General features: G+C 32.3%; 30 protein-coding genes, 1 tRNA gene and 1 pseudogene. 29 read left to right on the top strand and 3 right to left on the bottom strand.

What is annotated here, in order from left to right:
• Positions 1 to 82 precede the first annotated feature (82 nt).
• Complete coding sequence (locus ES674_RS07105) at positions 83 to 1,042, bottom strand: calcium/sodium antiporter (RefSeq protein ID WP_148403253.1); 960 nt, start codon at positions 1,040 to 1,042, stop codon at positions 83 to 85.
• A 193-nt stretch (positions 1,043 to 1,235) separates the two neighbouring features.
• On the opposite strand from ES674_RS07105, the gene ES674_RS07100 reads away from it, so the two are divergent.
• Positions 1,236 to 1,595 carry a BlaI/MecI/CopY family transcriptional regulator gene (locus tag ES674_RS07100; protein ID WP_148403252.1) on the top strand — a complete coding sequence of 120 codons (360 nt, stop codon included), beginning with the start codon at positions 1,236 to 1,238 and terminating at the stop codon, positions 1,593 to 1,595.
• A gap of 2 nt (positions 1,596 to 1,597) precedes the next feature.
• Positions 1,598 to 3,679, top strand: coding sequence for a M56 family metallopeptidase (locus ES674_RS07095; RefSeq protein ID WP_148403251.1), 2,082 nt, complete (start codon positions 1,598 to 1,600; stop codon positions 3,677 to 3,679).
• Between the two features lie 69 nt (positions 3,680 to 3,748).
• Here the strand turns inward: ES674_RS07095 and ES674_RS07090 are convergent, their stop codons facing one another.
• A complete protein-coding gene (locus ES674_RS07090; protein ID WP_148403250.1) occupies positions 3,749 to 5,713 on the bottom strand; it encodes an endonuclease in 1,965 nt (654 codons plus the stop codon).
• Between the two features lie 107 nt (positions 5,714 to 5,820).
• Here ES674_RS07090 and ES674_RS07085 point away from each other — a divergent pair, with 107 nt between their 5' ends.
• The 7 genes and pseudogenes from ES674_RS07085 (at position 5,821) to ES674_RS07065 (ending at position 9,035) form a co-directional block, all read left to right on the top strand.
• Positions 5,821 to 5,973, top strand: a complete 153-nt coding sequence (locus ES674_RS07085) for an SsrA-binding protein (protein WP_148403249.1) — start codon at positions 5,821 to 5,823, stop codon at positions 5,971 to 5,973.
• A gap of 56 nt (positions 5,974 to 6,029) precedes the next feature.
• Positions 6,030 to 6,103 (top strand) — tRNA-Arg (locus tag ES674_RS07080).
• A 290-nt stretch (positions 6,104 to 6,393) separates the two neighbouring features.
• Positions 6,394 to 6,585 carry an Arm DNA-binding domain-containing protein gene (locus ES674_RS15575; RefSeq protein WP_317132045.1) on the top strand — a complete coding sequence of 64 codons (192 nt, stop codon included), beginning with the start codon at positions 6,394 to 6,396 and terminating at the stop codon, positions 6,583 to 6,585.
• A 234-nt stretch (positions 6,586 to 6,819) separates the two neighbouring features.
• A pseudogene (locus tag ES674_RS15710) lies at positions 6,820 to 6,972 on the top strand (phage integrase SAM-like domain-containing protein); the annotation flags it as partial.
• On the top strand, positions 6,952 to 7,560 hold the full coding sequence (locus ES674_RS15705) for a site-specific integrase (RefSeq protein ID WP_317132044.1): 609 nt from the start codon (positions 6,952 to 6,954) through the stop codon (positions 7,558 to 7,560). The pseudogene ES674_RS15710 and the gene ES674_RS15705, both read left to right, overlap by 21 nt.
• A 161-nt stretch (positions 7,561 to 7,721) precedes the next feature.
• The gene (locus ES674_RS07070; protein ID WP_148403248.1) at positions 7,722 to 8,108 is read left to right on the top strand and encodes a hypothetical protein; all 387 of its coding nucleotides are present in this window, start codon (positions 7,722 to 7,724) and stop codon (positions 8,106 to 8,108) included.
• An 87-nt stretch (positions 8,109 to 8,195) separates the two neighbouring features.
• Positions 8,196 to 9,035 (top strand): universal stress protein, encoded by an 840-nt coding sequence (locus ES674_RS07065; protein ID WP_148403247.1) that lies wholly within the window; start codon positions 8,196 to 8,198, stop codon positions 9,033 to 9,035.
• Between the two features lie 379 nt (positions 9,036 to 9,414).
• Here the strand turns inward: ES674_RS07065 and ES674_RS07060 are convergent, their stop codons facing one another.
• A complete protein-coding gene (locus ES674_RS07060; protein WP_148403246.1) occupies positions 9,415 to 10,287 on the bottom strand; it encodes a universal stress protein in 873 nt (290 codons plus the stop codon).
• Positions 10,288 to 10,434: 147 nt separating this feature from the next.
• Here ES674_RS07060 and ES674_RS07055 point away from each other — a divergent pair, with 147 nt between their 5' ends.
• The 20 genes from ES674_RS07055 (at position 10,435) to ES674_RS06960 (ending at position 23,851) form a co-directional block, all read left to right on the top strand.
• The gene (locus ES674_RS07055) at positions 10,435 to 10,893 is read left to right on the top strand and encodes an OsmC family protein (RefSeq protein ID WP_148403245.1); all 459 of its coding nucleotides are present in this window, start codon (positions 10,435 to 10,437) and stop codon (positions 10,891 to 10,893) included.
• 29 nt (positions 10,894 to 10,922) lie between these two features.
• Positions 10,923 to 11,381, top strand: a complete 459-nt coding sequence (locus tag ES674_RS07050) for a hypothetical protein (RefSeq protein WP_148403244.1) — start codon at positions 10,923 to 10,925, stop codon at positions 11,379 to 11,381.
• A gap of 42 nt (positions 11,382 to 11,423) precedes the next feature.
• Positions 11,424 to 11,645 carry a hypothetical protein gene (locus tag ES674_RS07045; RefSeq protein WP_148403243.1) on the top strand — a complete coding sequence of 74 codons (222 nt, stop codon included), beginning with the start codon at positions 11,424 to 11,426 and terminating at the stop codon, positions 11,643 to 11,645.
• Positions 11,646 to 11,649: 4 nt separating this feature from the next.
• Positions 11,650 to 12,015: an arsenate reductase family protein gene (locus tag ES674_RS07040; RefSeq protein WP_148403242.1), complete on the top strand. Its 366-nt coding sequence runs from the start codon at positions 11,650 to 11,652 to the stop codon at positions 12,013 to 12,015.
• Positions 12,016 to 12,114: 99 nt separating this feature from the next.
• Entirely contained in the window at positions 12,115 to 12,501 is a 387-nt protein-coding gene (locus tag ES674_RS07035; RefSeq protein ID WP_148403241.1) for a hypothetical protein, read from the top strand.
• Between the two features lie 187 nt (positions 12,502 to 12,688).
• Positions 12,689 to 13,198, top strand: a complete 510-nt coding sequence (locus ES674_RS07030; RefSeq protein WP_148403240.1) for a ferritin — start codon at positions 12,689 to 12,691, stop codon at positions 13,196 to 13,198.
• A 48-nt stretch (positions 13,199 to 13,246) separates the two neighbouring features.
• On the top strand, positions 13,247 to 14,065 hold the full coding sequence (locus ES674_RS07025) for a DUF1269 domain-containing protein (protein ID WP_148403239.1): 819 nt from the start codon (positions 13,247 to 13,249) through the stop codon (positions 14,063 to 14,065).
• A 35-nt stretch (positions 14,066 to 14,100) separates the two neighbouring features.
• Complete coding sequence (locus ES674_RS07020) at positions 14,101 to 14,811, top strand: 2,3-bisphosphoglycerate-dependent phosphoglycerate mutase (protein ID WP_148403238.1); 711 nt, start codon at positions 14,101 to 14,103, stop codon at positions 14,809 to 14,811.
• Between the two features lie 10 nt (positions 14,812 to 14,821).
• On the top strand, positions 14,822 to 15,319 hold the full coding sequence (locus tag ES674_RS07015; protein WP_148403237.1) for a hypothetical protein: 498 nt from the start codon (positions 14,822 to 14,824) through the stop codon (positions 15,317 to 15,319).
• 28 nt (positions 15,320 to 15,347) lie between these two features.
• Positions 15,348 to 15,893, top strand: coding sequence for a hypothetical protein (locus tag ES674_RS07010; RefSeq protein ID WP_148403236.1), 546 nt, complete (start codon positions 15,348 to 15,350; stop codon positions 15,891 to 15,893).
• Positions 15,894 to 15,909: 16 nt separating this feature from the next.
• Positions 15,910 to 16,479: an HdeD family acid-resistance protein gene (locus ES674_RS07005; protein WP_148403235.1), complete on the top strand. Its 570-nt coding sequence runs from the start codon at positions 15,910 to 15,912 to the stop codon at positions 16,477 to 16,479.
• Positions 16,480 to 16,643: 164 nt separating this feature from the next.
• Complete coding sequence (locus ES674_RS07000; RefSeq protein ID WP_148403234.1) at positions 16,644 to 17,909, top strand: NAD(P)/FAD-dependent oxidoreductase; 1,266 nt, start codon at positions 16,644 to 16,646, stop codon at positions 17,907 to 17,909.
• 49 nt (positions 17,910 to 17,958) lie between these two features.
• The gene (locus ES674_RS06995; protein WP_246125984.1) at positions 17,959 to 18,561 is read left to right on the top strand and encodes a DUF2238 domain-containing protein; all 603 of its coding nucleotides are present in this window, start codon (positions 17,959 to 17,961) and stop codon (positions 18,559 to 18,561) included.
• A gap of 78 nt (positions 18,562 to 18,639) precedes the next feature.
• The gene (locus ES674_RS06990) at positions 18,640 to 19,116 is read left to right on the top strand and encodes a Dps family protein (protein ID WP_148403232.1); all 477 of its coding nucleotides are present in this window, start codon (positions 18,640 to 18,642) and stop codon (positions 19,114 to 19,116) included.
• A 213-nt stretch (positions 19,117 to 19,329) separates the two neighbouring features.
• Positions 19,330 to 19,983: a BON domain-containing protein gene (locus ES674_RS06985; RefSeq protein WP_148403231.1), complete on the top strand. Its 654-nt coding sequence runs from the start codon at positions 19,330 to 19,332 to the stop codon at positions 19,981 to 19,983.
• A gap of 173 nt (positions 19,984 to 20,156) precedes the next feature.
• Entirely contained in the window at positions 20,157 to 20,831 is a 675-nt protein-coding gene (locus tag ES674_RS06980) for a BON domain-containing protein (protein WP_148403230.1), read from the top strand.
• 12 nt (positions 20,832 to 20,843) lie between these two features.
• The gene (locus ES674_RS06975; protein WP_148403229.1) at positions 20,844 to 21,476 is read left to right on the top strand and encodes a nitroreductase family protein; all 633 of its coding nucleotides are present in this window, start codon (positions 20,844 to 20,846) and stop codon (positions 21,474 to 21,476) included.
• A 44-nt stretch (positions 21,477 to 21,520) separates the two neighbouring features.
• Entirely contained in the window at positions 21,521 to 22,417 is an 897-nt protein-coding gene (locus ES674_RS06970; RefSeq protein WP_148403228.1) for a 3-hydroxyacyl-CoA dehydrogenase, read from the top strand.
• 112 nt (positions 22,418 to 22,529) lie between these two features.
• Positions 22,530 to 23,183, top strand: a complete 654-nt coding sequence (locus ES674_RS06965) for a BON domain-containing protein (RefSeq protein WP_148403227.1) — start codon at positions 22,530 to 22,532, stop codon at positions 23,181 to 23,183.
• 14 nt (positions 23,184 to 23,197) lie between these two features.
• On the top strand, positions 23,198 to 23,851 hold the full coding sequence (locus ES674_RS06960) for a BON domain-containing protein (protein ID WP_148403226.1): 654 nt from the start codon (positions 23,198 to 23,200) through the stop codon (positions 23,849 to 23,851).

The following is a 23,851-nucleotide window of genomic DNA, read 5'->3' as shown; positions in this document are numbered from 1 at the left end:
ATTTTCTTAAAAAAATATTATTACCCCCATTTTTTTTGGGGTCATCTATCTGAAAAAGTTACTTATAAAAGTAACACCCCTATTAACTATCGCCTAAAAACGCTAAATACACGAAAAGAATGTAAGAAGCCAAAAGCAGTGCGCCTTTATAACGACCAATAGTTAATTTTTTAGGTAGAAATGCTAACGGAATTAAAATGGCTGCAAAACCAATCATCCAAAACATATCTTCACCTAAAATACTAGGGTTCAAAACAGGAATAGGCTGAATCATAGCCGTTAGTCCCAGAACGGAAGCAATATTAAAAATATTAGAACCTATTAAATTTCCTAATGAGATAGCCTTTTCCTTTTTCAAAGCAGCAATAACGGAAGCAGCTAATTCGGGAACACTAGTTCCAATAGCGACCATAGTTACCGAAATAACACGCTCACTAATTCCCATATTAAAAGCAATTTCTTTGGCTCCAAACACCAACCATTCACTACCAAAATATAAAGCGGCACCACCAATTATCAACCAAACGATGACTTTAAAATTAGACGTTGTTTTAAGCGTTTCGTTAACTTCTTCCGTTTCAATTTCAGAATTATTGGCTTTTTTAGAGCGACGTATTAAGATGTATAGAAACACCACCAACGAAATCATCAGTGCTAGACCTTCTTTAAAGTCTAGAACTGAACCACTTTGCAGCATAAAGTAAAGAACTATGGAAAGTAGCATCATCATAGGCCAATTCAACTTATAGAATTCCCTGTCAATGGTTAGTGGCGAAATAAAAGCGGTGATTCCTAATACAAGTCCAATATTAGCAATATTAGAACCTATAACGTTTCCTAAAGCAATATCTGGTGAACCATCTAAAGCGGCTTGTAAACTCACTAATAATTCGGGTGCTGATGTGGCAAATGATACCACCGTCATACCGATAACTAATTTTGAAATATTAAATTTAAAGGATAAAGCTACTGAAGAACGCACGAGAAACTCACCTCCCACAACCAATAAAACCAATCCTAATAACATCCAAACTATACTCATTGCATCTTAATTTTACACATCTTCTGCTTACAGATGTATTGAAACGCGAAGATAGTATTTATCCCCATTTTATTTTAATAACTAAAAAATTCGTTAAAAAACTATATTTTTAGTTGCGTAACTACAAAAATAGTTATATATTTGAAACAGAATAATTCATCCCCACTTTAGTGAGAACAAAAATAAATTTTCGATGGAAAAATTAACGAATAAAGAAGAAGAGATTATGCACATTTTATGGACGCTTGAAAAAGCCTTTGTAAAAGATGTTTTAGCAGAAATAGAAACCGAAAAACCGCATTATAACACCTTATCTACTATTATTAGAAATTTAGAGGAAAAAGGCTATGTGGGTTACAAAGCTTACGGCAAAACACATGAGTACTTCCCTATTGTTAGTAAAGAGCAGTACACTAAAAAGTTCATGAATACCGCTATTGATAATTATTTTAACAGCTCTTATAAAAATGTGGTTTCCTTTTTTGCCCAAGAAGAAAAAATAAGTGTAGCTGAACTGAAAGAAATTATTGCATTAATTGAAAAAGACAACTAAATATGGAGTATTTACTAAAAGCCTCTGCCCTAATCGTCCTATTTTACGTTTCTTATAAATGGTTTTTACAAGGTGAAACGTTTTTTAATTCTAACCGCTGGTTTTTATTTAGCGGCCTTATTATAGGTCTTTTTCTTCCTTTACTTGTTATTCCTGTTTACATGGAAGTGGCGCCACAAAATTTCACCCCCATAATAATATCAGATGGGTCTTTCACGGAACAGCAAATTCCAGAAGGCATCAGTTTAACAGAGGTGTTATTTTCTATATATGGCGCTGGCGTTTTATTTTTCTTCGGAAAATTTACGATTAATATGTTGTCCTTATTCACATTAATAAAACGGACTTCTCCAAAAAGAAGCAATGGTATTCATTATGTCACAACAGAAGCTGCCCTTGCACCATTTTCATTTTTTAATTGGATTGTTTATAACCCAGACTCATTTAAACATGAAGAACTTCAGCTTATTTTAAACCATGAGCGCGTGCATGTAAAACAATGGCATTCTCTGGATGTTATCTTCTCACAACTCTTCTGTATTATCTTTTGGTTTAATCCAATAATCTGGTTTTACAAAAAAGAACTTCAGCAAAATTTAGAATTTATCGCAGATCACGAAGCACAGTCGGAAACCGACTGCAAGCAAAGCTATCAACGTCTTTTATTAAAGGCAAGTATACCAACTCATCAATTGGTGATGACAAATAATTTTTATAATTCATTAATCAAAAAACGAATCATTATGTTACACAAATCAAAATCAAACATTTTAAACAGCTGGAAATATGCATTAGTAATTCCTGCTTTAGCCTTATTTCTAATGAGTTTTAATACGGAAACTGTATATGTTGCCAAAACCGTTTCTCTAAATGAAACTCTAACTAAATCCTTTACGGTTTCAGCAAATACTAGCAATTCGGAATTAAAAGAAATTGAGACTTATTTTTCTGATAAAACGGCGAAAATCAAATTCACAGCAATTTCTAGAAATTCAGACCAAACTATTAAGGAAGTTACCATACGAACCCATCATGATGGTGATACGAAATTCATAAAAAGAATGACTGTTGAACCAGATAATTCAGAAACCATCAAGCCGTTTTCAATAAGACTTTCGGAAGATGAAAAGGATATTCTATTTCAATTTTCAGAAAAAGAAACCACTTCAGTCAGTAAAGACTATTTGACTTTTGGTGAAAAAGCCACACGATTGAAGAGTAAGAAAGTTTTAGGAGAAGATGATGGTTTGGGGGAAAATCCGCTTTATATAATAAATGGCAAACACTACAGACAACAAGATTTAAACCAGCGAAAATATAATATTTCAGAGAGTATAGAAGTCATTAATAAAAAGGATGCTATAAAAACATATGGCGAAGCCGGAAAAGATGGTGTCATTATTTTTAATGGTAAAACTACGTTTGAAACCAAAAAACCTGAAAATAATTTCATTGTGGTTATTACCAAAGACTTGTCGGATAGCGATTTAAACGCTACTAAAAAACGCTTTTTAGAAGAAAACGTGACTTTGAATTTTGATAAAATAAAACGTAATTCTGATGGCGAACTAATAGGAATCCGCATTAAATATGAATCTAAAGTTTCAAAAGGAGCGCATTCCGTTAACGGTGAATCCGCCATTGAACCTATTCAGTTAAAATTGGACGTTGAAAATTTTAATTTCAATGTAAGTAATATGCAGCCGATTTCACAAGATGCAAAAATTCTAATCTTATTAAATGATAAAGAAATATCAAGAAAAGAAATGGATGCTATTGATCCTAGTACCATTATCAAGACTGATGTTATAAAAGATAATGACCTACTTGAAAAATACGGTGACAAAGGAAAAAATGGCGTCATCCTAATTACCACTGGTAACGCTCAAAACAAAGTGATGGAAATCCAAGAAAACGTATTGATTTTTATTAATGGTAAAGCATCCACTAAAAAAGACATGGAAGCTTTAGCGCCTAATGCTATACAGGACATGCACGTATTAAAATATGAAGCAGCCAAAGCTAAATACGGCGATAAAGGAAAGTATGGCGCTATAGAAATTACGACAAAAAACAAAAAATAACCTGATTTAACTTTAAATAAAAAGCCCAAACAAAATTGTTTGGGCTTTTATTATGACTTCAATTTATGATTATCTCACCACAATCTTTTTAATTGTAGTGCCTTCACCTGACGTTATTTGTAGTAAATACATACCACTTGACAAGTTTAAATCTAAATAGGGGTTATGAAGAGTTTCTGTAAATAATGCTCTACCCTCTAAAGAATAAACTGTTGCTTTCGCATTACTATTAAGTCCTTTTATAAATACGCGTCCGTTGGTTGGATTAGGATAAACCAAAACAGCGTCTAACGTGTTTTCAGGAATACTTAAAGACTGATTCCAATTATTACCTATATTATTTCCCCAAATATATTCCACCATCTCTGGTTGATCAATAAAAGGGTTTCTGTTGTTTTGCCAAGTATAGATAACATTGTTTCTATTCATTTCAAAATCATCTGGTGGATCATTTCTATGCCATTCCAATAAGGTTTGCAAATCGCCAAACTGGCCTGTATTTCCATCAGGAAAACCGTCAACAAGATCCAGTCCGTTATAACGAACGGCCAAATAAAATACGCCTCGCGCTACATCACCTTTAAAACCACCAACCGTTCCAGCTGGGCCATTATATTCACCGTAGAATTGATTTCCACGAGAACTATTTTCAGGACCATCTGCGGCTCTTAAAGCATGCGCATCTGAATTTCCATGTCGCAAAGAATCGGCGTTAGTTGCCCAAAAAATATCTTTTCCGTCAGCTATTTCATCATCTGCAATGCTGTAATATCCCGCTCTAGATCTAGGAAAGGTATGTTCGCGATTCCATTTGCCCGTACTTACAGAACTTAATTGATAATCTAATTTAGCACGACCTTTTTCTAAATACACCAACCAAACTTCATTACTTCTTTCTGGATTCTGGTCTGCCTCTTTTAAAATATCAATCACATCCGCATAAGTTTGCGCGCGAACCTCATCAGGATTTGCAATAATATCTTGAATGGCTTGCTTTAAATTCACATCAGCTAAACCATCTAAACTATCATAATAGCCATTTGCTTGTGTGCTAGCTACAATTCCGTAGGTTGAATTTAAGGGCGTGCCAAAATCGGCAACCGTGAAATCATCATCAATAGCACGAAGTTTGATGAAATTATTAAATGGAATATATGGATATGGTAGATTTTGAAATTTAATAATAGGTTCTTCATCACCTTCATCTTCAGTATCATCTATAATAGTAATAGCTGTTGAAACTGTATTTTCACCATTAAGAATAGTTACGGTTGTATTTCCAGAGTAATCAGCAGCAGTAAAGCCTTCATTATTTAGAGAAAAAGAAAATGTGACATCCGCATCTACATTGGTTTGAGATGTGAATGTAATATTCATAATATCACCTTCATTATATTGCTCTGCATCTGTTGAAATTGCAATACTATTATAAATAATGCCACTTCCATCATTTAAAACGCGTGGTGTTGGTGTCGTTGCGGTATAAGTACCATCATTATTTAACTGAATCGAATTGGTATTATTCCCTGGACCTTCATTTATTTGTTGAATATCCGTAAAGTTAGGATGTGCACTAAAAATAGTTAACAAACCTACAGCATCAGGATCTGAAGTGCCATAAACAAGTACATCTACTAAATTAGTGATGGTTGCCAAAGTTCTATCTGGAAAATCAGAATCACTGCCTTGATAAATAGCAACTGCATCTGCACCGTTCTGAATAACGTTTGCAGGAATCAATAATTGAGGAAACGGCGTAACCGTATCACTACCTATTAGCAACAATCCATTATCATCTGTTGTATAACCATTTAAATTAACAGTGAAGTAACTGGTATTACCTCCAGAGTTTGATCCATTGAAAAAGACAACCACATAACCATCTAAATCGAAATTTGCGTCATCAGATTTTAGTTCTAAAAATTCCTTATCATCTATTCCGGGATTATCACAATCCAGTTCGTTAATAACAATTTGGCTGAAGGACTGTAAACCAATAAAAAATAAGAAAATAAAAAGTAAATTATATTTCATAAAAAAGGGGTTTTTACAAATGTAAGCAACTACTCTAGGAAAAATTATTTTAAACATTATTAAATTGCTAATTTTAACATCTGTAACGCAATAATTTTGGTGAACATATGAAAAAACAATTCTTTAAATTATTAGCTAAAATTAATAAAGTCATATTACCGAGTTTCACGAAACAGCGGCTCGATTTAGCAAAGGCTAGCAAATTTCAAATGGCTATTTTTGGTTGGAAATTGTATGTAACAAAAAATGCTTTAGATTAATTCACATTTTATTTGGCTTATTCTATAAAAACGAATATATTTGCACCCACAAAAAAGGCCTCGTGGCGCAACTGAATAGCGCACTTGATTACGGCTCAAGAGGTTACTGGTTTGAATCCAGTCGAGGTCACTAAAAGCTTTATCAAAAAGCACCAAAACCGCGCAAATCCTAGGATTTACGCGGTTTCTTGTTTTTCAGACATTCATAAAAATTCTGTATATTTGATTCAAAGTGTCTGCTATTTGGGTACCACTTTGTATAAGTGTCTGCTAAGTAGACACTTTCAGAAAAAAACCTACAGTTTTGAATTAGCACAGTTGATTTGACTTTCGTCCTAAAGATATTTAACTCTAAAGACGACAACTATGCAAGCAAAACACACATTCTCGACACTCTTTTGACTTCAAACCACTAGAGCAATTAACAATGATGCACTAATTTACATTAGAATTACTGTAGATGGCAAAAGAGTAAACTTCAGCTTAAAAAAAATAATCCATCTCGATTTACAGGATTTGACAAAGAAAAAAGTAAAAGGCACTACTGCTCATGCCAAACAAACAAATTTGTATTTAGAGGAAGTAAAATCCCAACTCTTCCAAATATACTAGGACTTTAAGTTCAAAGGTCAGCTCATTACCGCACAATTAATAAAGTCGCATTATACCAATACAAATATTGATGAAGGTAAAACCATCATCAATATTATAGAAAGCCATAATAAAAAAATCTCCAACACCCTTGCAGCAGGTTCCATTAGAAACTTCGGTGTTACCTAAAGCTACGTGAAAAAATTTTTAAAGAAAGAGAAACATACCAGCGATATATTTTGAAAGCAACTCAATTTTGAGTTTTTATCAGATTTCATAATATATCTCACTAATTTATACCCAGCTGGACACCCCAAGGCTTTAAGTCATAATACAGTGATGAAACACATTCAAAGTTTACGTAAAATAATAACGCTTGCCTTTCATATGGAATGGTCCGAGAAAGATCCTTTTGTACGCTTTAGAATGTCGTTTAAAAAAATCAACAGAGAATTCCTGTCAGAAACTGAATTAGATAATTTAAAGAATAAAAATTTTATTTCTGACAGACTAGATCGCGTGCGCGACCTATTTATTTTCAGCTGTTACACAGGTATTAGTTACGTTGATATTATGTTTTTAACTCCAGATCATTTAACAATGGGCATTGATGGCAATAATTGGATAATAACAAAAAGACAAAAAACAGATTCGGTTGTAAAAGTTCCCCTACTCCCCCAAGCATTAGAAATCGTTCAGAAATACCAAGACCATCCAGTCACAGCCGTTTCCGAGACTTTACTACCCAAATTAACAAATGAAAAACTAAATATGTATTTAAAGGAAGTAGCAAACTTCGTTGGGATTAAGAAAAATCTAACGTTCCACATGGCACGTCAAACCTTTGCTACAACTATAACCCTTTCAAACGGTGTTCCTATTGAAACCGTATCAAAGATACTCGGGCATACAAAAATTACAACGACTCAAATATATCCTCGAGTGCTAGAAAATAAAATAAGTTCAGATATGAATCTTTTAAAAACTGTCTTATAGACAAAGGGCGGTAACGATAAACAAAAAGACCCATTTCATGATACCATTTATTATTTGATTCAAAATTATTTCCTTTTAAAAATCACACAATGACCTGCATCATTTTAAAAAAAAAGGACTTCCTATATATTTGCTTATATAATTAACTTTAAGCAAAGTCTATGGCTAATTCAATTTTTCTTGGGAAGTTTTGGGGATGGTATCTTATTATCTTTTTTGTAATTTTAACATTTAATCCTAAACGCATAAAACAAATTTTCAATGATTTAAAGGATGAAAAATTTCTAATCCTGTCCTCATTTATGGCTATTATTATTGGGTTGATAAATATTCTATTGCATAATATTTGGGAGCCAAACTGGAAACTTATTATTACATTAATTGGTTGGAGTTCTCTTTTTATTGGTCTAGCGTTATTTATACTACCTAAACAAACTGTTACTTGGCTAGAGGTAACTAATGTTAAATTTGTACAAGTTTTATATACTTTATTACTTTTTATAGGTCTTTTCCTTCTTAATATAGTTTACGGTATCATTCTTATTTAACTTTAACTTTGGTATTCAAGCCACAAAAAAAAATCCAGGAATAGCGTAACGTGTTATTTTAATTAATTTTTTCTAAATAAATATTCTATGAAAAACATACTACTACCAACAGATTTTTCAGAAAATGCTTGGAACGCTATTTCATATGCATTACAATTATTTCAAAATGAATTATGTACGTTCTATGTATTAAACATCTACACACCTACTATATATAATGTGGAGTACATTTTATCAAATCCTGTTGCCTATGAATTAATGGATATAGCTAGCAAAATATCTACAAAAGGATTAGATAAAATTACCCAGCGCATTGAAAAGGAATTTAAGAACCCAAAACATATAATTTCTCAAATTTCATCTTTTAACACTTTGGTTGGAGAAATAGAAGCTTTACACAAAGGGCATGTTATGGACTTAATTGTTATGGGAACCAAAGGCGCAACAGGAGCAAAAAAAGTGCTTTTTGGATCGAATACAGTGCATGTTTTAAATGGTGCGAACTATCCTGTTTTAGCTGTGCCAGAAAATTTTAATTTTGAAAAACCACATGACGTATTATTTCCTTCCGATTATAATATAACTTTTAGAGAATCAAAACTAAAACCCATTTTAGATATTGCTAAACAACACCATTCAAGAGTAAATATTTTACATGTTTTTTATGGAGAAGCTTTAACGCAAAAACAAGAAAGAAATCGAAAAAAACTAGAAACCTATTTTAAAGATACGGCCTATATATTTCATCGTGTAAAAAATAAAAATATTCCTGAAGCTATTTCAGAATTTCAGTTTAAAACTCGTGTCAATTTATTGGTAATGATTAACAATAAGCATTCGTTTTTTGAAAACTTATTTTTTAAAAACAAAATAAATCAGATAGGGTTTCATTTAAACATTCCAATTTTAGTAATTCCATCTGAATAGGACATATTATCACCAATTTATTAGGCTTATTTTGCGTCACTTTATTGTTAGATGTTTTCTCAAATATTCAGCAAAAAGTCTGGACAATAAATAGGAATAATCAAAAACACAAATAACAAAAACATGATAGCCCATAGTACCCACATTAAAAGCGGGAATGTAATCAATTCCCCTTTGTTATTTGGCGGACGTAAAGAATGAGCAATTAATCCGTGAATTCCAAAACTTAATATTAAAAATGTAAGCGATGAAAAAATCAGTAGAAAGCTTTTGGAAAATGATTCCTTCGTAAAGAAGAGTATGATTCCTAATACAATGGCAATTACAATTACTATTCTAAATATTTTTCTAGACATTTTATATTTTTTAAGTTTATATTTTAGTTTAAATGGAATATCCCAAAATTCTTCGCATTAAAACTCATTAGAGGTATTTTACCATATGATTCAATTCGTTTTACCAAATCACGATGAAATATTTTGGAATTATAACCTTCACTTTCTCGTTCAAGCATCGCAATAAGGTCTGCATTTGAATTTCCAAAATATGTCCGTAATGTATCAAAAGCATCATCTGAATATAAAATATCCAATTCAAGATTAGGATAATCAATAAAATCGTGAATTTTGTTTTCAATGTCTTTTTTTTGTCCTTTTCCCATTTTCTCTTTCAATGGAAGGACATGCACAATCTTAATTTTGGCATTGTAAGGCTTTGCAATTTCCACTAGAACATTAATAGCACCAATATCTTCTTCTTCAAAATCAGAAGCATAAAGTATTGTTTCAATTTTCGTATTTACAGAATCACTAGGAATTGTCAATACAGGACAAGATGCCTTTTCAATAAGATGTTTAGCAGTACTACCCATAACTATTTCTCGTAATGCGCTCATACCTTTTATTCCAGTAACAATTAAGAGTGTATCCATAGCATTGGCTTTTTTAACAATGCCATTAACTACAGATTTATTTTCAATAGATTCTATGTCAAAATTTAATACATTCATATCTTTTTTTAAGACATTTTCACAAAATACTTTAAGTTTCAAGTTATGTTTTTTGAAAGCATCGCCTTCGATATCTGGAAATGGGTCTTCAGCCTTTAAGCTTGAATTGTCTAATAGTGTTGGATAATCAAAAACGTGAACCACCATCAATTTAGTTTTCATTTTTGCACTCATGTTATAAGCATATTTCAACGCTAATTTCGAGTTATCTGAATAATCTGTGGCGTAAAGTATTGTTTTCATCAAACAGGGTGTTTATAATTAATAATCAAATTTAAGTACCAGGTAATGAGAATGAAATGACCTAGGTCATTTTTTTGAGAGACTCTTCTTTTTATTTTTACAATACTCATTTTCAATAAGCTTTATAGCTAATTTAAACAAAGTACTATGGAAAAACATACCTATATTGTGAATGTTAAATGGACACAAGACAGAAAAGGGATTATGTGTTCCCCAGAATTAAAGAATAACGAAACTGGTGAAACCAATTGTTTAGAAGTTGCAACACCACCAGAATTCCCTGGTGGAATGCCAAGCATTTGGTCGCCAGAGCACCTGTTTACGGCAGCTGTATGTAGCTGCTTAATGACGACTTTTTTAGCTATTGCCGAATTTTCAAAACTGGACTATGTGAGTTTTAAATGTGATTCAAAAGGAATTTTAGAAAAAGTAGATGGTAAGTACTTAATAAGTGAAATCTTATTGTTTCCCGAAATAGTTATCACAGACGCGTCTAAAAGTGACCGAATGAAACGTGTAGTTGAAAAAGCAAAAAAGGCCTGTTTAATTTCAAATTCTATTACTTCAAAAATTACTATGGAAGTTAAAATTAGTGTGCAAAATTAAAATTTAGAAACCTATTAAATATATTCAAAATGAACGATTTCAGATACAGACCAAAAGACAATTACATCCAAGAAGCTACTTGGGAACAACTCTATGTCCTCACAGAACATTGGAAATCAGATATCTTATTCTATAAAGACGATTTAAGATTTTTACATCATTTAATCGACAAGTATTTTATGTGGATTTCAAAAAAAGAAAATATTGATATGGTAAGTGCTATAGAAGTAGGATTGATAGAAATGGATAAAAAGTGTGTTTCGTTATTAGAAAGCCTAGATAAACATTTACACCACCTTGCAGAGTTGATAGACGACCCTTTTATTTTTGTAGCAGATACCTTTAGAGTCGAACACGAAGGCCTTGAAGACAACCTCTCTCAATTTTTAAAAGACTTCAGAAAAAACAGAAAAGAGGTTTTTGCTATTACTGAACATATCATTGATGGGGAAGAAATGTTGCGACAACTTAATGTTACTTCTAAATAGTTTTATATTGTCAAATATATAATCTGTAAAATAACAAGCACTATGAAAGAACTACATAACATATTAAATGAAATTACACGACTCACAACAGACATAGAAACCAATTATCCTGAACTCTATCGTTCTTTGGATGAAAACCCAATGACTTTGCCCGTTAGCAAACACCCACATATGGATAAAATAGTAATGCAGGAATATCTTGAGAGTTTAAAAGACTTATTAAAAAGTTATGTTGAAGAAGAAAACATAAAAAATAACCGATAATACTATGGGTGAAATAGCTACATCAAACAGACAAATTACACTGTTTTACAGTTCTAAATCTGTACGAGCAAAACAGACCTTGGCGTATGCCAAAGCAGAAGGATTAAAAATCGAAGAAATTGATATCCTTAAAACAAAACTCACAGGAACCCAATTAGTAGAATTAGCCGAAAAATTACATATAGAAGTCGCTGACTTGGTTAACCAAAACCACCCAGCTTATACCTCAAATTTTGAACATCATAATTTTTCTACAGATGATTGGATAAAAATGATTCAGCACAACCCAGAGATTATGAAGCAGCCAATTGCCTTACGAGGAGATGTTACCATTTTAGTGGAGACACCTACAGATATAATTAAAATTTAAACATCTTAATTTGAGCATTTTTTTCAGAATGACCTAGGTCATTCCATACCTATATAAAAATTTTAATCTTTGTGAAAAATAACAACAATACTCACAATCATGGAAAAAGAAATTTTATATAACGAAAATATGCATTTTGAACACCAACTATGGAAAGGAGAGCTCGATTTCTGGAAAGATGAACTAAAATCTTTCAACAATAGATTAAGTGAACTGGCAACACGTTGGACTAAGAAAGATGTTTTAGCTCAATTGGAACATTATCAAAATGAATTTATACTTCACGGTGGCGTCATCGAGGATTTAAAAGAAACTATTGAAGAACACGAAACACGTATTGCAGGACAAAGCAAAATGGGCGAAGATGCCATAGATACAGAATTGGCCAAAAGGCATATTGAATTTAGAAACCGCATAGAAACCCAAAGACATATTTATTCAGAACTCAAAAAAAAGTTTTTTAAGTTTCTTGAAAAATCTATGTAAAGTTTATCTTGGTAATTATCTAATCTAAAAATAAGACCTCACGGATAGAACAATCCATAAGGTCTTTTTTTTATCAAAAACTTTTTCATAAGGCTGACCTAGGTCAGTGTAACTCTCTACATATCCATTTAATTTTGACCTATAAATATGAAGTTATACAGTAAATAAATTTTTTAAAATATATAGTATGAAAACGAAATCAGAATTTTTAAGCGAAGCAATGGTCAAACTACTCAATTATCGTGTAGAACAAGAAGAATTTTCTTCAAGAGTATATCTAGCTATGTCCATCTGGTTAGATGATAAAGGATTTTCAGGAGCTACCAAATTATTCAAGCAATATAGTGATGAAGAAATTATACACGCAAATAAGGCCAAAAATATGCTGTTTGCCAATGGCATCAGACCTATTACGCCTGCATTAAAACAACCAAAACAAGAATTTTTGAGTCTTACAGATGTGATACTATCAGCAATGGAACACGAAAAAGAAATTACTACCCAATGTTATGCACTTACCAAAGCAGCTCATACAGAAGAAAACTTTATGGTAGTAGAACTTGGCTTGTGGTATTGTAAAGAACAGGCTGAAGAACTCAACAAAGTTCAATATCTCATAGATAGACTGGAAACCTTTGGAGAAGAGCCAAGTATGTTGCGAGAATTAGATGAAGAAATGGGCGAATTAGCAGCATAACTAACCTGCAAAAGTAAAATATAATTATAATATTTAAAAAAGAAAACCATGGCAAATATAATCGTCATTCCTTTTAAGGAAAAAACTAAAGCAATAGATGCTTTACACAAAATCAAAGAATTAGATGTGTATGGAGACATTACGCTTTACGAACATATTATGATTCGTAAGGATGATAAAAACCACTATGAAATATTAGATAACAAAACAGATAGCGAAGGCTGGAGAACATTTACAGGGATGGCTCTTGGTGGTCTTGTAGGCGCATTTGCAGGACCTATAGGATTTATTGTTGGGCTTTACACAGGTACAACAGTAGGTGCTGTTTGGGATATCAACCACTTTAATTTTGAAACTGATTTTATTAAAAAAGTGAGCAATACAATGACTGTAGGAACAATAGCTATTATTGCTGAAGTTGGCGAAGACAGCTCCGTATTTATTGACACTGCACTAAAACCTTATAGTTCAGAAATTATTAGAAGCGAAGCAGGTGTAGAATTTGATGATTATATAGATGAACAAATTGAAGAACTTGAAGAGGAGATTGATGACGAACGTGAGAAACTTACAAAAGCAACCGCAAACGAGAAATCGAAAATCAAATTAAAAATTACGGAATTAAAATCAAAGCGAAAAGCTAAAATCGCAGCACTAGATGCTAAAAGTAAATCAGCTTTAAAGGAACTAAAGGATAAGACAAAAGCAAGAATCAATACGCTTGAAACCCGACTTAAAGGCTATGAAAATTCAGTTTCGGAAACTTACTCTAAAGCGAGAAAAAATAGACTGCAAAAGAAAATAAAAAAGCAGGAAGAAAAACTGTACCAACTGCACAACGCATTAGGCGAAGATATTGTGGATTGAGCGTAAACAATTCTTAGATATCAAAAAAAAAAAAGATGGGCAAGCTAATACTGGTAAGACACGGAAAAAGCTTCTGGAATATTAAAAACATTTTTACTGGATGGACAGATATCGACCTTGCGCCCAAGGGAGTTGAAGAAGCAAGAATTGCTGGAGAGATTATTAGAAGTCAAAATATAACAATTGACATCTGCTTTTCATCATATTTAAAACGAGCAATTAGAACTGCTTCAATAATTCTGGATTATGCCAATTTGATGCATATTGATTTCTTAAAAAGCTGGAAATTAAATGAGCGAAATTATGGTGCATGGCAAGGTCGAAACAAAGACGAAGTAAAAGAAGATGTTGGAGAAGATCTTTTTTGGGCAATTAGAAGAGGTTATAGCACACCTCCTCCTAGTCTCTCAACAGATGATGAAAGACATCCAAAGTTTGACTACCGACATCATAACCTCAGCAAAGGTGATTTACCAGTAGGAGAGTCTTTAGAACAAACAAAACAAAGAGCAGTTCAATATTTTTTTGAAGCGATTGTTCCAGAGTTAGTAAAAGGTAAGACTGTTTTGGTTTCTGCGCATGGAAATTCTATACGAGCATTAATGGGTCATATTGAAAATATTGTTCCTAAAGAATATCCAAAAGTTGAAGTCCATACTGGAGTACTAAATGTTTATGAGTTTGATAATGCTATGAAATTAAAAGATAAATATTCATTAACTCAAGAAAGTCTAGTCGCAATTTAAATAATGAGATATGAAAACAAATATGTTGTCTTCGCTGGTAATAGTATTGATGATAGTAATCGTGTCAACAGGCTGTGAATCATTTACAAGTAAAAATTTAAAATCAACTAAAGAAAACACAGAGGAGCCTAATGTGAATTTAAATAAAGTAATAAAAGAGTCTCAAGAAGAAATTAAAGCGACTGCAAAAGTAGATTGGGAAAAATTTAATAAAGACTCCCAAATTGCAATTAAAGAAAGACAAATTCAAATTGAAGAATTAAGAGGAGAAATTTCAGAAATCAGCAACAAAGAACAACAAAAATTAACCTCAATACTTGATTCGTTAGACCACAAAAACAAAAATCTCAAAGAGAGATTGGCTCAAATAAATAAAAAACTTAAAACAAATATGGAACATCTTAATGAATCTGATGAAGTCTTAAAAATAGCTTTTGAGAGTACTTTTGTTCACGAGATGAACGAGCTTATAGCTGGAATTAGAGATTTTTGGAAAAACAAACAGTAAAATCAAATAACACTTAAATTAATTAATTATGAAAACAATGATTCACGAATACCGAAACAAATTTTTAGCGATGGCTAAAACAAACATTTTATTCTTAACCGCAGTAATGCTTATGGTAGGAACCATTTTAATCAGCTGTGGAGATACATCTAAAAAAGATGCAGAAAATGTCAAAGAAGACACACATCAACTGAATAAAGATTTAAAGCAAGGTGCAAAAGACACCAGTGAAGAGATTAAAACTGCAGTAAATTCAAATTGGCAAGAATTTAAAACTAGTTCAGAAACTGCTATAAAAAATTCAGAAGAACAAATTCAAGAACTTCGTTTAAAAATAACTAAAGCCAATAAAAATGAAAAAGAGAAATTGTCAAAGCAACTGGATAAACTCGAAGAAAAAAACAAAGAACTTAAAGAAAAATTAGCCCAAAGAGGCAGAGAATTTAAAGAAAATATGATCGAATTTAATGAATCTGCAAAAGACAATGAACGAGAATTTGAACGAGAGTTTAAACACGATATGGATGAATTAGGAACGGCCTTAAAAGATCTTTTCAAAAATAACGTTGATTAACTTAAAACACACAAATATGGCAACCACAATTTTAAGTTCAGCACAATCTGCAGTAAAAAACTGGTGGGTCTCCCTCCTTCTAGGTATATTATATATTATTGCAGGAGTATGGGTGTTTCAAACACCACTAGCAAGCTATGTGTCTTTAAGTATCATTTTTAGCATATTTATCTTTGTTTCAGGTATCTCTCAAATTGTATTTTCAATTTCTAATAAAAGTGATATACAAAATTGGGGTTGGTATTTAGCAGGCGGTATTTTAGATCTTATAATTGGGATATTATTAATATCACATCCATTAATGACCATGGCAATACTGCCTCTTTACGTAGGTTTCTGGTTATTGTTTCAAGGATTTATGGCAATTGGATTATCGTTTCAGTTTAAATCTGCTGATATTCCAAATTGGGGATGGTTGTTGTTTTTAGGCATTCTTACTTTAGTGTTTGCTTTTTTGTTATTAGCTAACCCAGTTTTTGCAGGTTTAAGTATTGTGTATATGACTGCTATGGCATTTGTAACTGCAGGTATTTTTAGAATATTTCTAGCATTTGGTTTGAAAAAAATGAAGAATGCCATTGATTAAAAATAGAGCAGTGCAATTCTGGTCAGCGGACTTAAGCTTTTTTATTATAGTATCGTATTCGGTACCGTTTGGGCAAATTCTTTAATTAGCATTACAAATGTTAAAAATTGGCTTATAGGAATGACCTTGACGATTATAACACTGCTTTTTTTATATTTAAAATTATGAAAGACAAGAAAAGAATTTTAGTCCTTGGATGCAATTTTGCAGGACTTACCATAGCACGTTATTTGCATAAAGAAGCTGGTAAGCATATAAAGATAACAGTAATTGATCGTAAGAATTATATTAATTTCATTCCTAATATTCCGATTGAAGTTTTTAATAATCATAATCCAGCAGATACTTTAGAATTTCAATTTCAAAAGTTTTTAAAATCAGATGGAAGTGAGTTTATTCAAGCTGAAGTTGAACATATAGATGCTACCAATAAAAAAGTATTTTACACACCCAACGAAAGAAATGGGTCTGCGCAAGAATATATAACATATGATTATTTGGTCATTGCTTTAGGGTGTAAATTAGCCTACGATAAAATTGAAGGTTTTGCTGAATTTGGACATACGTTTTCAGATACATTCTACGGAAATGAAGTTCGCAACTATTTATATAACGATTACAAAGGTGGTCATATTGCTATTGGTTCAGACCGTTTTATTCAAGGTCAAAGTCCAAAACTTCCTAAAATACCTACTGCATTTGCTGCTTGTGAAGGACCTCCAGTTGAATTGGCTTTTTCTATGGCAGATTGGTTAGAAAAACATAAAAAAGGAGATGCAAAAAATATCACTTTATTTACCCCAGGAGATGTTATTGCTGAAGATGCAGGTAAAAATATTTTAGACCAACTACTTCCAATGTTCACAGAAATGGGTTATGGATATAGAAATAATACGGTTGGGATAAAAAGACTTTACAAAGAAGGTATAGAATTTAAAGACGGAACCAGTTTAAAAGCCGAAATGAAAATTGTTTTCCCTAATTGGGAACCGCATGGTTTTTTGAAAAAACTTCCATTTGTAGATGACCAAGGATTTGTTATTACCGATTTATTTATGAGAAATCCTGATTATCCTGAAATTTTTGCAGTAGGCGATGCAGCCGCTATAACCGTACCTAAAATTGGTTCTTTAGGCCATATGGAATGTGAAATTGCATCAAAAGTTATTGCAAACGAGATTCTTGAAAAAGAAGCACACATAAACCCGCTAAGCCCAATGTTATTATGCTACGGAGATATGGGAAATCACAAAGGGTTTTATATGCATACTAATGAGTGGTGGGGCGGAAACACAAGCATCTTAAAAATGGGATACACACCTTATATTTTAAAAATGGGCTTTAAAACCATGTACCAAACGTTAGGTGGAAAAATTCCAGGTTGGGGATTACCACTGTCTGAAATCGTTGGCGACCATTCCATAGTGTGATGGTAGGTAGCAAGTTATTGACGCATGTAATTATCCAGCAGTGTTAACCGTGAATAGATATAAGCTTTTTTTGTTTGGTATCGTATTCGCTACCGTTTGGGCAAATTCTTTAATTGGCACCACAAACGTCAAAAATTGGCTTATAGAAAACACGTTAACAGTAATAGCACTGCTTTTTTTAATTCTTACCTATAAAAAACACAGATTCAGTAATTTTAGTTATTTGCTTATCTGTGTTTTTTTATGCCTACACGTTTATGGCTCTAAATATACCTATGCAGATAATACCTTTGGTTTCTGGATTCAGGATGCGTTACATTCTTCAAGAAATCAATATGATAGAATCGTACATTTCTCTTTTGGCTTCCTGCTCTACTTTCCATTGCAAGAATGTTTTTCAGAATGGATTAAAATTCCGAAGTATTTAGCATTAAAACTACCTATTTTAATAATTCTTTCAGCAAGCGCTTTATATGAAATGATTGAATGGTTAGTAGCAGATGTGTTTTTTGTAGAAGAAGGCATTTCCTATTTAGGTACTCAAGGTGATGTATGGGATTCACAAAAAGATATGGCAGTGGCATTCTTAGGTGTTATGATAGCAGCTTTGTTCTACAATTTATATTCAGTATTAAAAAAAAACAGAAAATAGTTTAGACTGACCTAAGTCATAATATTTAGTTTTAACAACTAATACCTTTATATAATTATTAATTTAAAATATTATAAAATGAAAACGCCAAACATCGGAATTTCAGCAGAAAACAGACAAGCTATTGCAGATCAATTATCAAAAATATTAGCAGACGAATTTGTATTATACTCTAAGACTTTAAATTTCCACTGGAATATTGAAGGTCCAGATTTTCATTCAGTACATGTTTATCTTGAAGCGTTATATGAAGAACAACAAGAGGTTGTAGATACTGTAGCAGAAAAAATACGTATGATAGGTCATTATGTACCTGCTACTTTAGAAAAATATTCAGAATTAACACACCTTACCGAAAAAACAAAAGGTAAAAATGATAGTCAAAGTATCTTCGCAGAATTGCTAGAAGATCACGAAAGCATTATAATTTTTATTAGAGAAGAAATAAAACCAATAGCAGATAAATGGCACGCTGATGGAATTAGTGACTACATTACAGGACTTATGGAACAGCACGAAAAAACTGCATGGATGTTAAGATCACATTTAAAATAAGCATTATATTTTTATAAATGTATTTCAATTAAAAACCCAAATGGTATATATACCATTTGGGTTTTTAAGTTAGACTAAACTAGCAAGCTATGAAATTGTTCGTTTTGTTAAAGTTTTTAGAAAAAAAATCAGAATGATGTAGGTCAGTGTTAGAGCTTTACAATCATAATATCTTTGGTGTATAATTATTGTTTAATTTAAATCATAGAAATCATGAGAACAGATTTAAGTATCAAAGAAGATGTGTTGGATGAATTAGAATGGCAACCACATATCGATGAGACCCAAATTGGGGTTGTTGTAAAAGATGGTATTGTTACACTATCGGGAACTGTAGATAGCTACGTAAAAAAGCGCGAAGCAGAAAATGCAGCTAAAAGTGTACTCGGAGTAAAAGCAGTAGCAGAAGATATTCAAGTACGATATAGTAGCGGTCAAAAAAAATCAGACACAGAAATTGCGGCAGCGGCAGTAAATGCCTTAAAGTGGAATATTTCAGTGCCTGAAAATAAAGTAGAGGTTAAAGTCGAAGATGGATGGATTTACCTAACAGGTGAAGTGATGTGGGAGTTTGAGAAAAATGCTGCTAAAAAAGCCGTGGAGAATCTGCAAAGTGTAAAATATGTGGTTAACAATATCACACTTAAAAATACGGTAGATGCCAGTAACATCAAAGAGAAAATCAAAAAAGCATTCGAGCGTTCTGCTGATATTGACTCAAAGGATATTACGGTTAAAACCGATGGCCATACTATGAAATTAACAGGTAAAGTACATTCATTAAAAGAAAAAGATGATGCACGCAGAACAGCCTATTACTCGCCAGGAGTCTGGACTGTGGACAATGAGTTAGAAGTTGTTTACTAATTTTTTGAAATTCCATATATGAAATTAACACTATTATTTCTTATAGATAATTGCCCTAATTTTTTGTATAGAATTAGGGCAATTTTTTTGCTCTGACCTAGGTCAGTTTAAAACATAACTAACTAGAGTAATTTTGCATAGACCTATTGATAAGTCCATAAATTTTAGAAATCATGAAAACAGATTTAGAAATAAAACAAGATGTATTAGAAGAACTAGAGTGGCAACCAATCTTGAGAGATGCTCAAATAGGAATAGAAGTTAAATTTGGTATTGTTAGGCTTTCTGGTATCGTTCGCAATTTGGCTGAAAAATTAGTAGCTGAAAATACGGCAAAAAAAATAATAGGCGTTAAAGCAGTTGCGGATGATATCGAAGTTAAAATCCAAGGCAACTTTACTGATACAGACTTAACAACAAAAATCAATTTTGATTTAGAATGGAACACATCTGTACCTGAAGAAAACATTGACGTAAAAGTTGAAGATGGCCATGTGTTTTTATCAGGTAACGTTAAATGGGGATTTCAAAAAAGTGAAGCCGAAAAAAGCTTACAATATATTGATGGCATAAAAAGTATTACCAATACCATTAGTATAAATAGTATAAACTCTGAAAAAGAATCACCCATTAACATTGAGCAAAATATCAATAGAGCATTTGAACGTTCTGCAAGCATTGATGCTAAAAATATTACAGTCCTCGTTGAAGGAAATACCGCAATATTACAAGGCAAAGTAAATTCAATTAAAGAAAAAGACGATGCTCAAATTGCAGCATATTTAGCAGAAGGCATAACGAATGTAAAAAATGAATTAAAGGTAGAATACGATGCTATTTACCTATAAACACAAGCAAATATGAAATTATTAGAAAAATTAAAATGGCGTTATGCTACTAAAGCAATGAACGGCAAAAAGGTGCCACAATCTAAAGTTGATAACATTATAGAAGCTGCAAGATTAGCACCAACTTCAAGTGGCTTGCAGCCTTTTGAAATCATAGAAATAACAAATTCTGAAATTAAAAAAGAAATCAGAAAAATAGGATGGGACCAATCCGTTATTACAGATTGTTCACATTTATTGGTTTTTGCCGCTTGGGATAATTATACCGTAGAACGTATTAATTACATGTTCGATTTAACCAATAAAATCCGTGGTTTTGAAAATAAAGGATGGGAAGATTATCGACAAAAATTATTAAGTATCTATCCGCAAAGAAATCCTGAAGTGAACTTTAATCATGCAGCCAAACAAGCCTATATCGGTTTTGGACTTTCTATTGCTGCGGCAGCCTTCGAAGGTGTTGACAGTACTCCTATGGAAGGTTTTGAAGCAGATGCATTGGACAACATTTTAGGATTGAAAAAAAAAGGACTTCGAAGTTGTATTATGCTGGCTTTAGGATATAGAGATACAGAAAAAGATTGGTTAGTCAATCTTAAAAAAGTTAGAAAAAGTACCAAAGACTTTGTAACGATTATTGGTTGATACTAAATTTTAGAGTAACTAATTAATAACAAAAAGCTATAAAAATGAAATATAAAAATATAACCGTAGCAGGCAGTGGTGTTTTGGGCTACCAGATTGCATTTCAAAGTGCATTTCACGGATTTAAAGTAACTGTTTATGATATTACTGATGAAAATCTAGAAAAGGCAAAAGCTAAATTCAGTAGTTTGAGCCTAGATTACAAAAATGATTTGAACGCTACAGAGCAACAAATAGAAAAAACACGCCAAAACTTGAGGTATACTTCAAATTTAGCTGACGCTTTAAAAGATGCCGATTTGCTTATCGAAGCAGTACCAGAAAATCCAACATTAAAAATTGATTTCTACCAAAAACTAGCAAAAGTTGCACCAGAAAAAACAGTTTTTGCAACAAATTCTTCAACCTTATTGCCAAGCCAATTTGCCGAAGCGACAGGAAGACCTTCAAAATTTTTAGCATTACACTTTGCCAATACAATATGGATTCATAACACAGCAGAAATTATGGGTCACGCCAAAACAGACCCAAAAGTATTTGAGGATGTTATTGCATTTGCCAAAGCTATTGGGATGTTGGCCTTGCCTCTACATAAAGAACAGCCAGGATATATTCTAAATTCACTATTAGTACCATTATTAAGTGCCGCAACTAATTTATTAGTGAGTGAAGTGGCAGACCCAGAAACCATAGATAAAACCTGGATGAAAGCAACTGGTGCGCCTTTAGGACCTTTTGGCATTCTCGATGTTGTAGGTATTACTACAGCCTATAATATTGATAAAATGGCGGCAGAAAAAACCAAAGATCCCTTAAAAATAAAGATAGTAGCATACTTAAAAGAAAACTACATTGATAAAAATAAATTAGGAGTTTCTACAGGAGAAGGGTTTTATAAATATCCAAATCCAGCTTTTAAAAATCCAGATTTCTTGAAATAGATGTTACCTGATTTTGATTCCTTTTTAAGAATTATAATATTAATAAATTTCTTTCTTCTCAATTGATTAAAGAAACAAGTTAGGAATAGATTGTGAATTAAAACTAATTAGGATGAAAACGGATTTAGAAATTAAAAACGATGTATTAGAAGAACTCGAATGGCAACCAAACATTGATGAGACCCAAATTGGGGTTGTCGTTGAAAATGGGACTGTTATGCTCACAGGTGTTTTAGACAATTTTCAGAAAAAGGTAGCTGCTGAAAATGCAGTTAAGAAAGTTAAAGGTGTAAAAGCTTTGGCAGGAGATATTCAAGTGAAATATGGTACAAACTATCAAAAAACTGATCTGGAGATTAGCAAAGCTATTGTAAAAGCTTTTGAATGGAATACGGCAATACCAGAAGACAAAATTTCCATTGAAGTACGCGATGGCTGGATTAATCTATCTGGTGAGGTTGATTGGTCCTATCAAAAGGATGCAGCAAAACGAGTGGCAGAAAATATAGTGGGTGTAAAATGGATAAACAATACTATTACCATAAAAGAAGCCGTATTACCAGCTGATGTTAAGGAAAAAATAGCTAAAGCTTATAAACGTTCGGCAGATATTGATGCCAACGCCATTACAGTTGAAGTAATAAATAGTTTAGTGAAACTAAGTGGAACAGTTCATTCAATAGCAGAAAAAAAAGCAGCTGAAAACGTAGCGTATTTAGCGCCAGGTGTTCATATTGTAATAAATGATTTAGATGTAATAGATTAATAATTTATCAAAAAATGAAAACAGATTTAGAAATAAAACAAGATGTTCTAGAGCAAATAGAATGGCAAAATAAATTAGACAAAACTCAGATAGGTGTCATAGTAAACGATGGCATTGTAACACTAACAGGTCTTGTTTTTTCTTATGCCATAAAACTTGAGGTAATAGATGCTGTAAAAAAAGTAGCTGGTGTAAAAGCAATAGCCGAAGAGATTAAAGTAGGCTATATTTCAACACTTAATAAAACGGATACAGAAATTGCAAATACGGCCATAAAAATGATAGAATGGAATGCTTCTGTGCCTAATAACAAAGTAATTGTTGAAGTTGAAAATGGATTCATTACACTTTCTGGGACATTAGAACATGCCTTTCAAAGAGATGCTGCAAAACGCACCGTGGAATATTTAACTGGTGTAAAAGGGGTTACAAACAATATTACATTGCAACAAATAATTGAACCCAAGGATGTACAAGAAAAAATTAATAGAGCTTTTGTACGTTCTGCAGTTATTGATGCCTTAAATATTACAGTTGAAGTAACTAATAATACTGTAAAGTTAACAGGCAAGGTTCATTCCATCTCAGAAAAAGAGGAAGCTCAAAAAGTCGCTTTTAACGCACCAGGAGTTTACGAAGTACAAAATGAAATAGAAATAGTACACTAA

The organism is Bizionia myxarmorum (genome assembly GCF_008086205.1).
GTDB lineage: Bacteria > Bacteroidota > Bacteroidia > Flavobacteriales > Flavobacteriaceae > Algorimicrobium > Algorimicrobium myxarmorum.
This window is presented reverse-complemented; position numbering and strand designations above follow the sequence as displayed.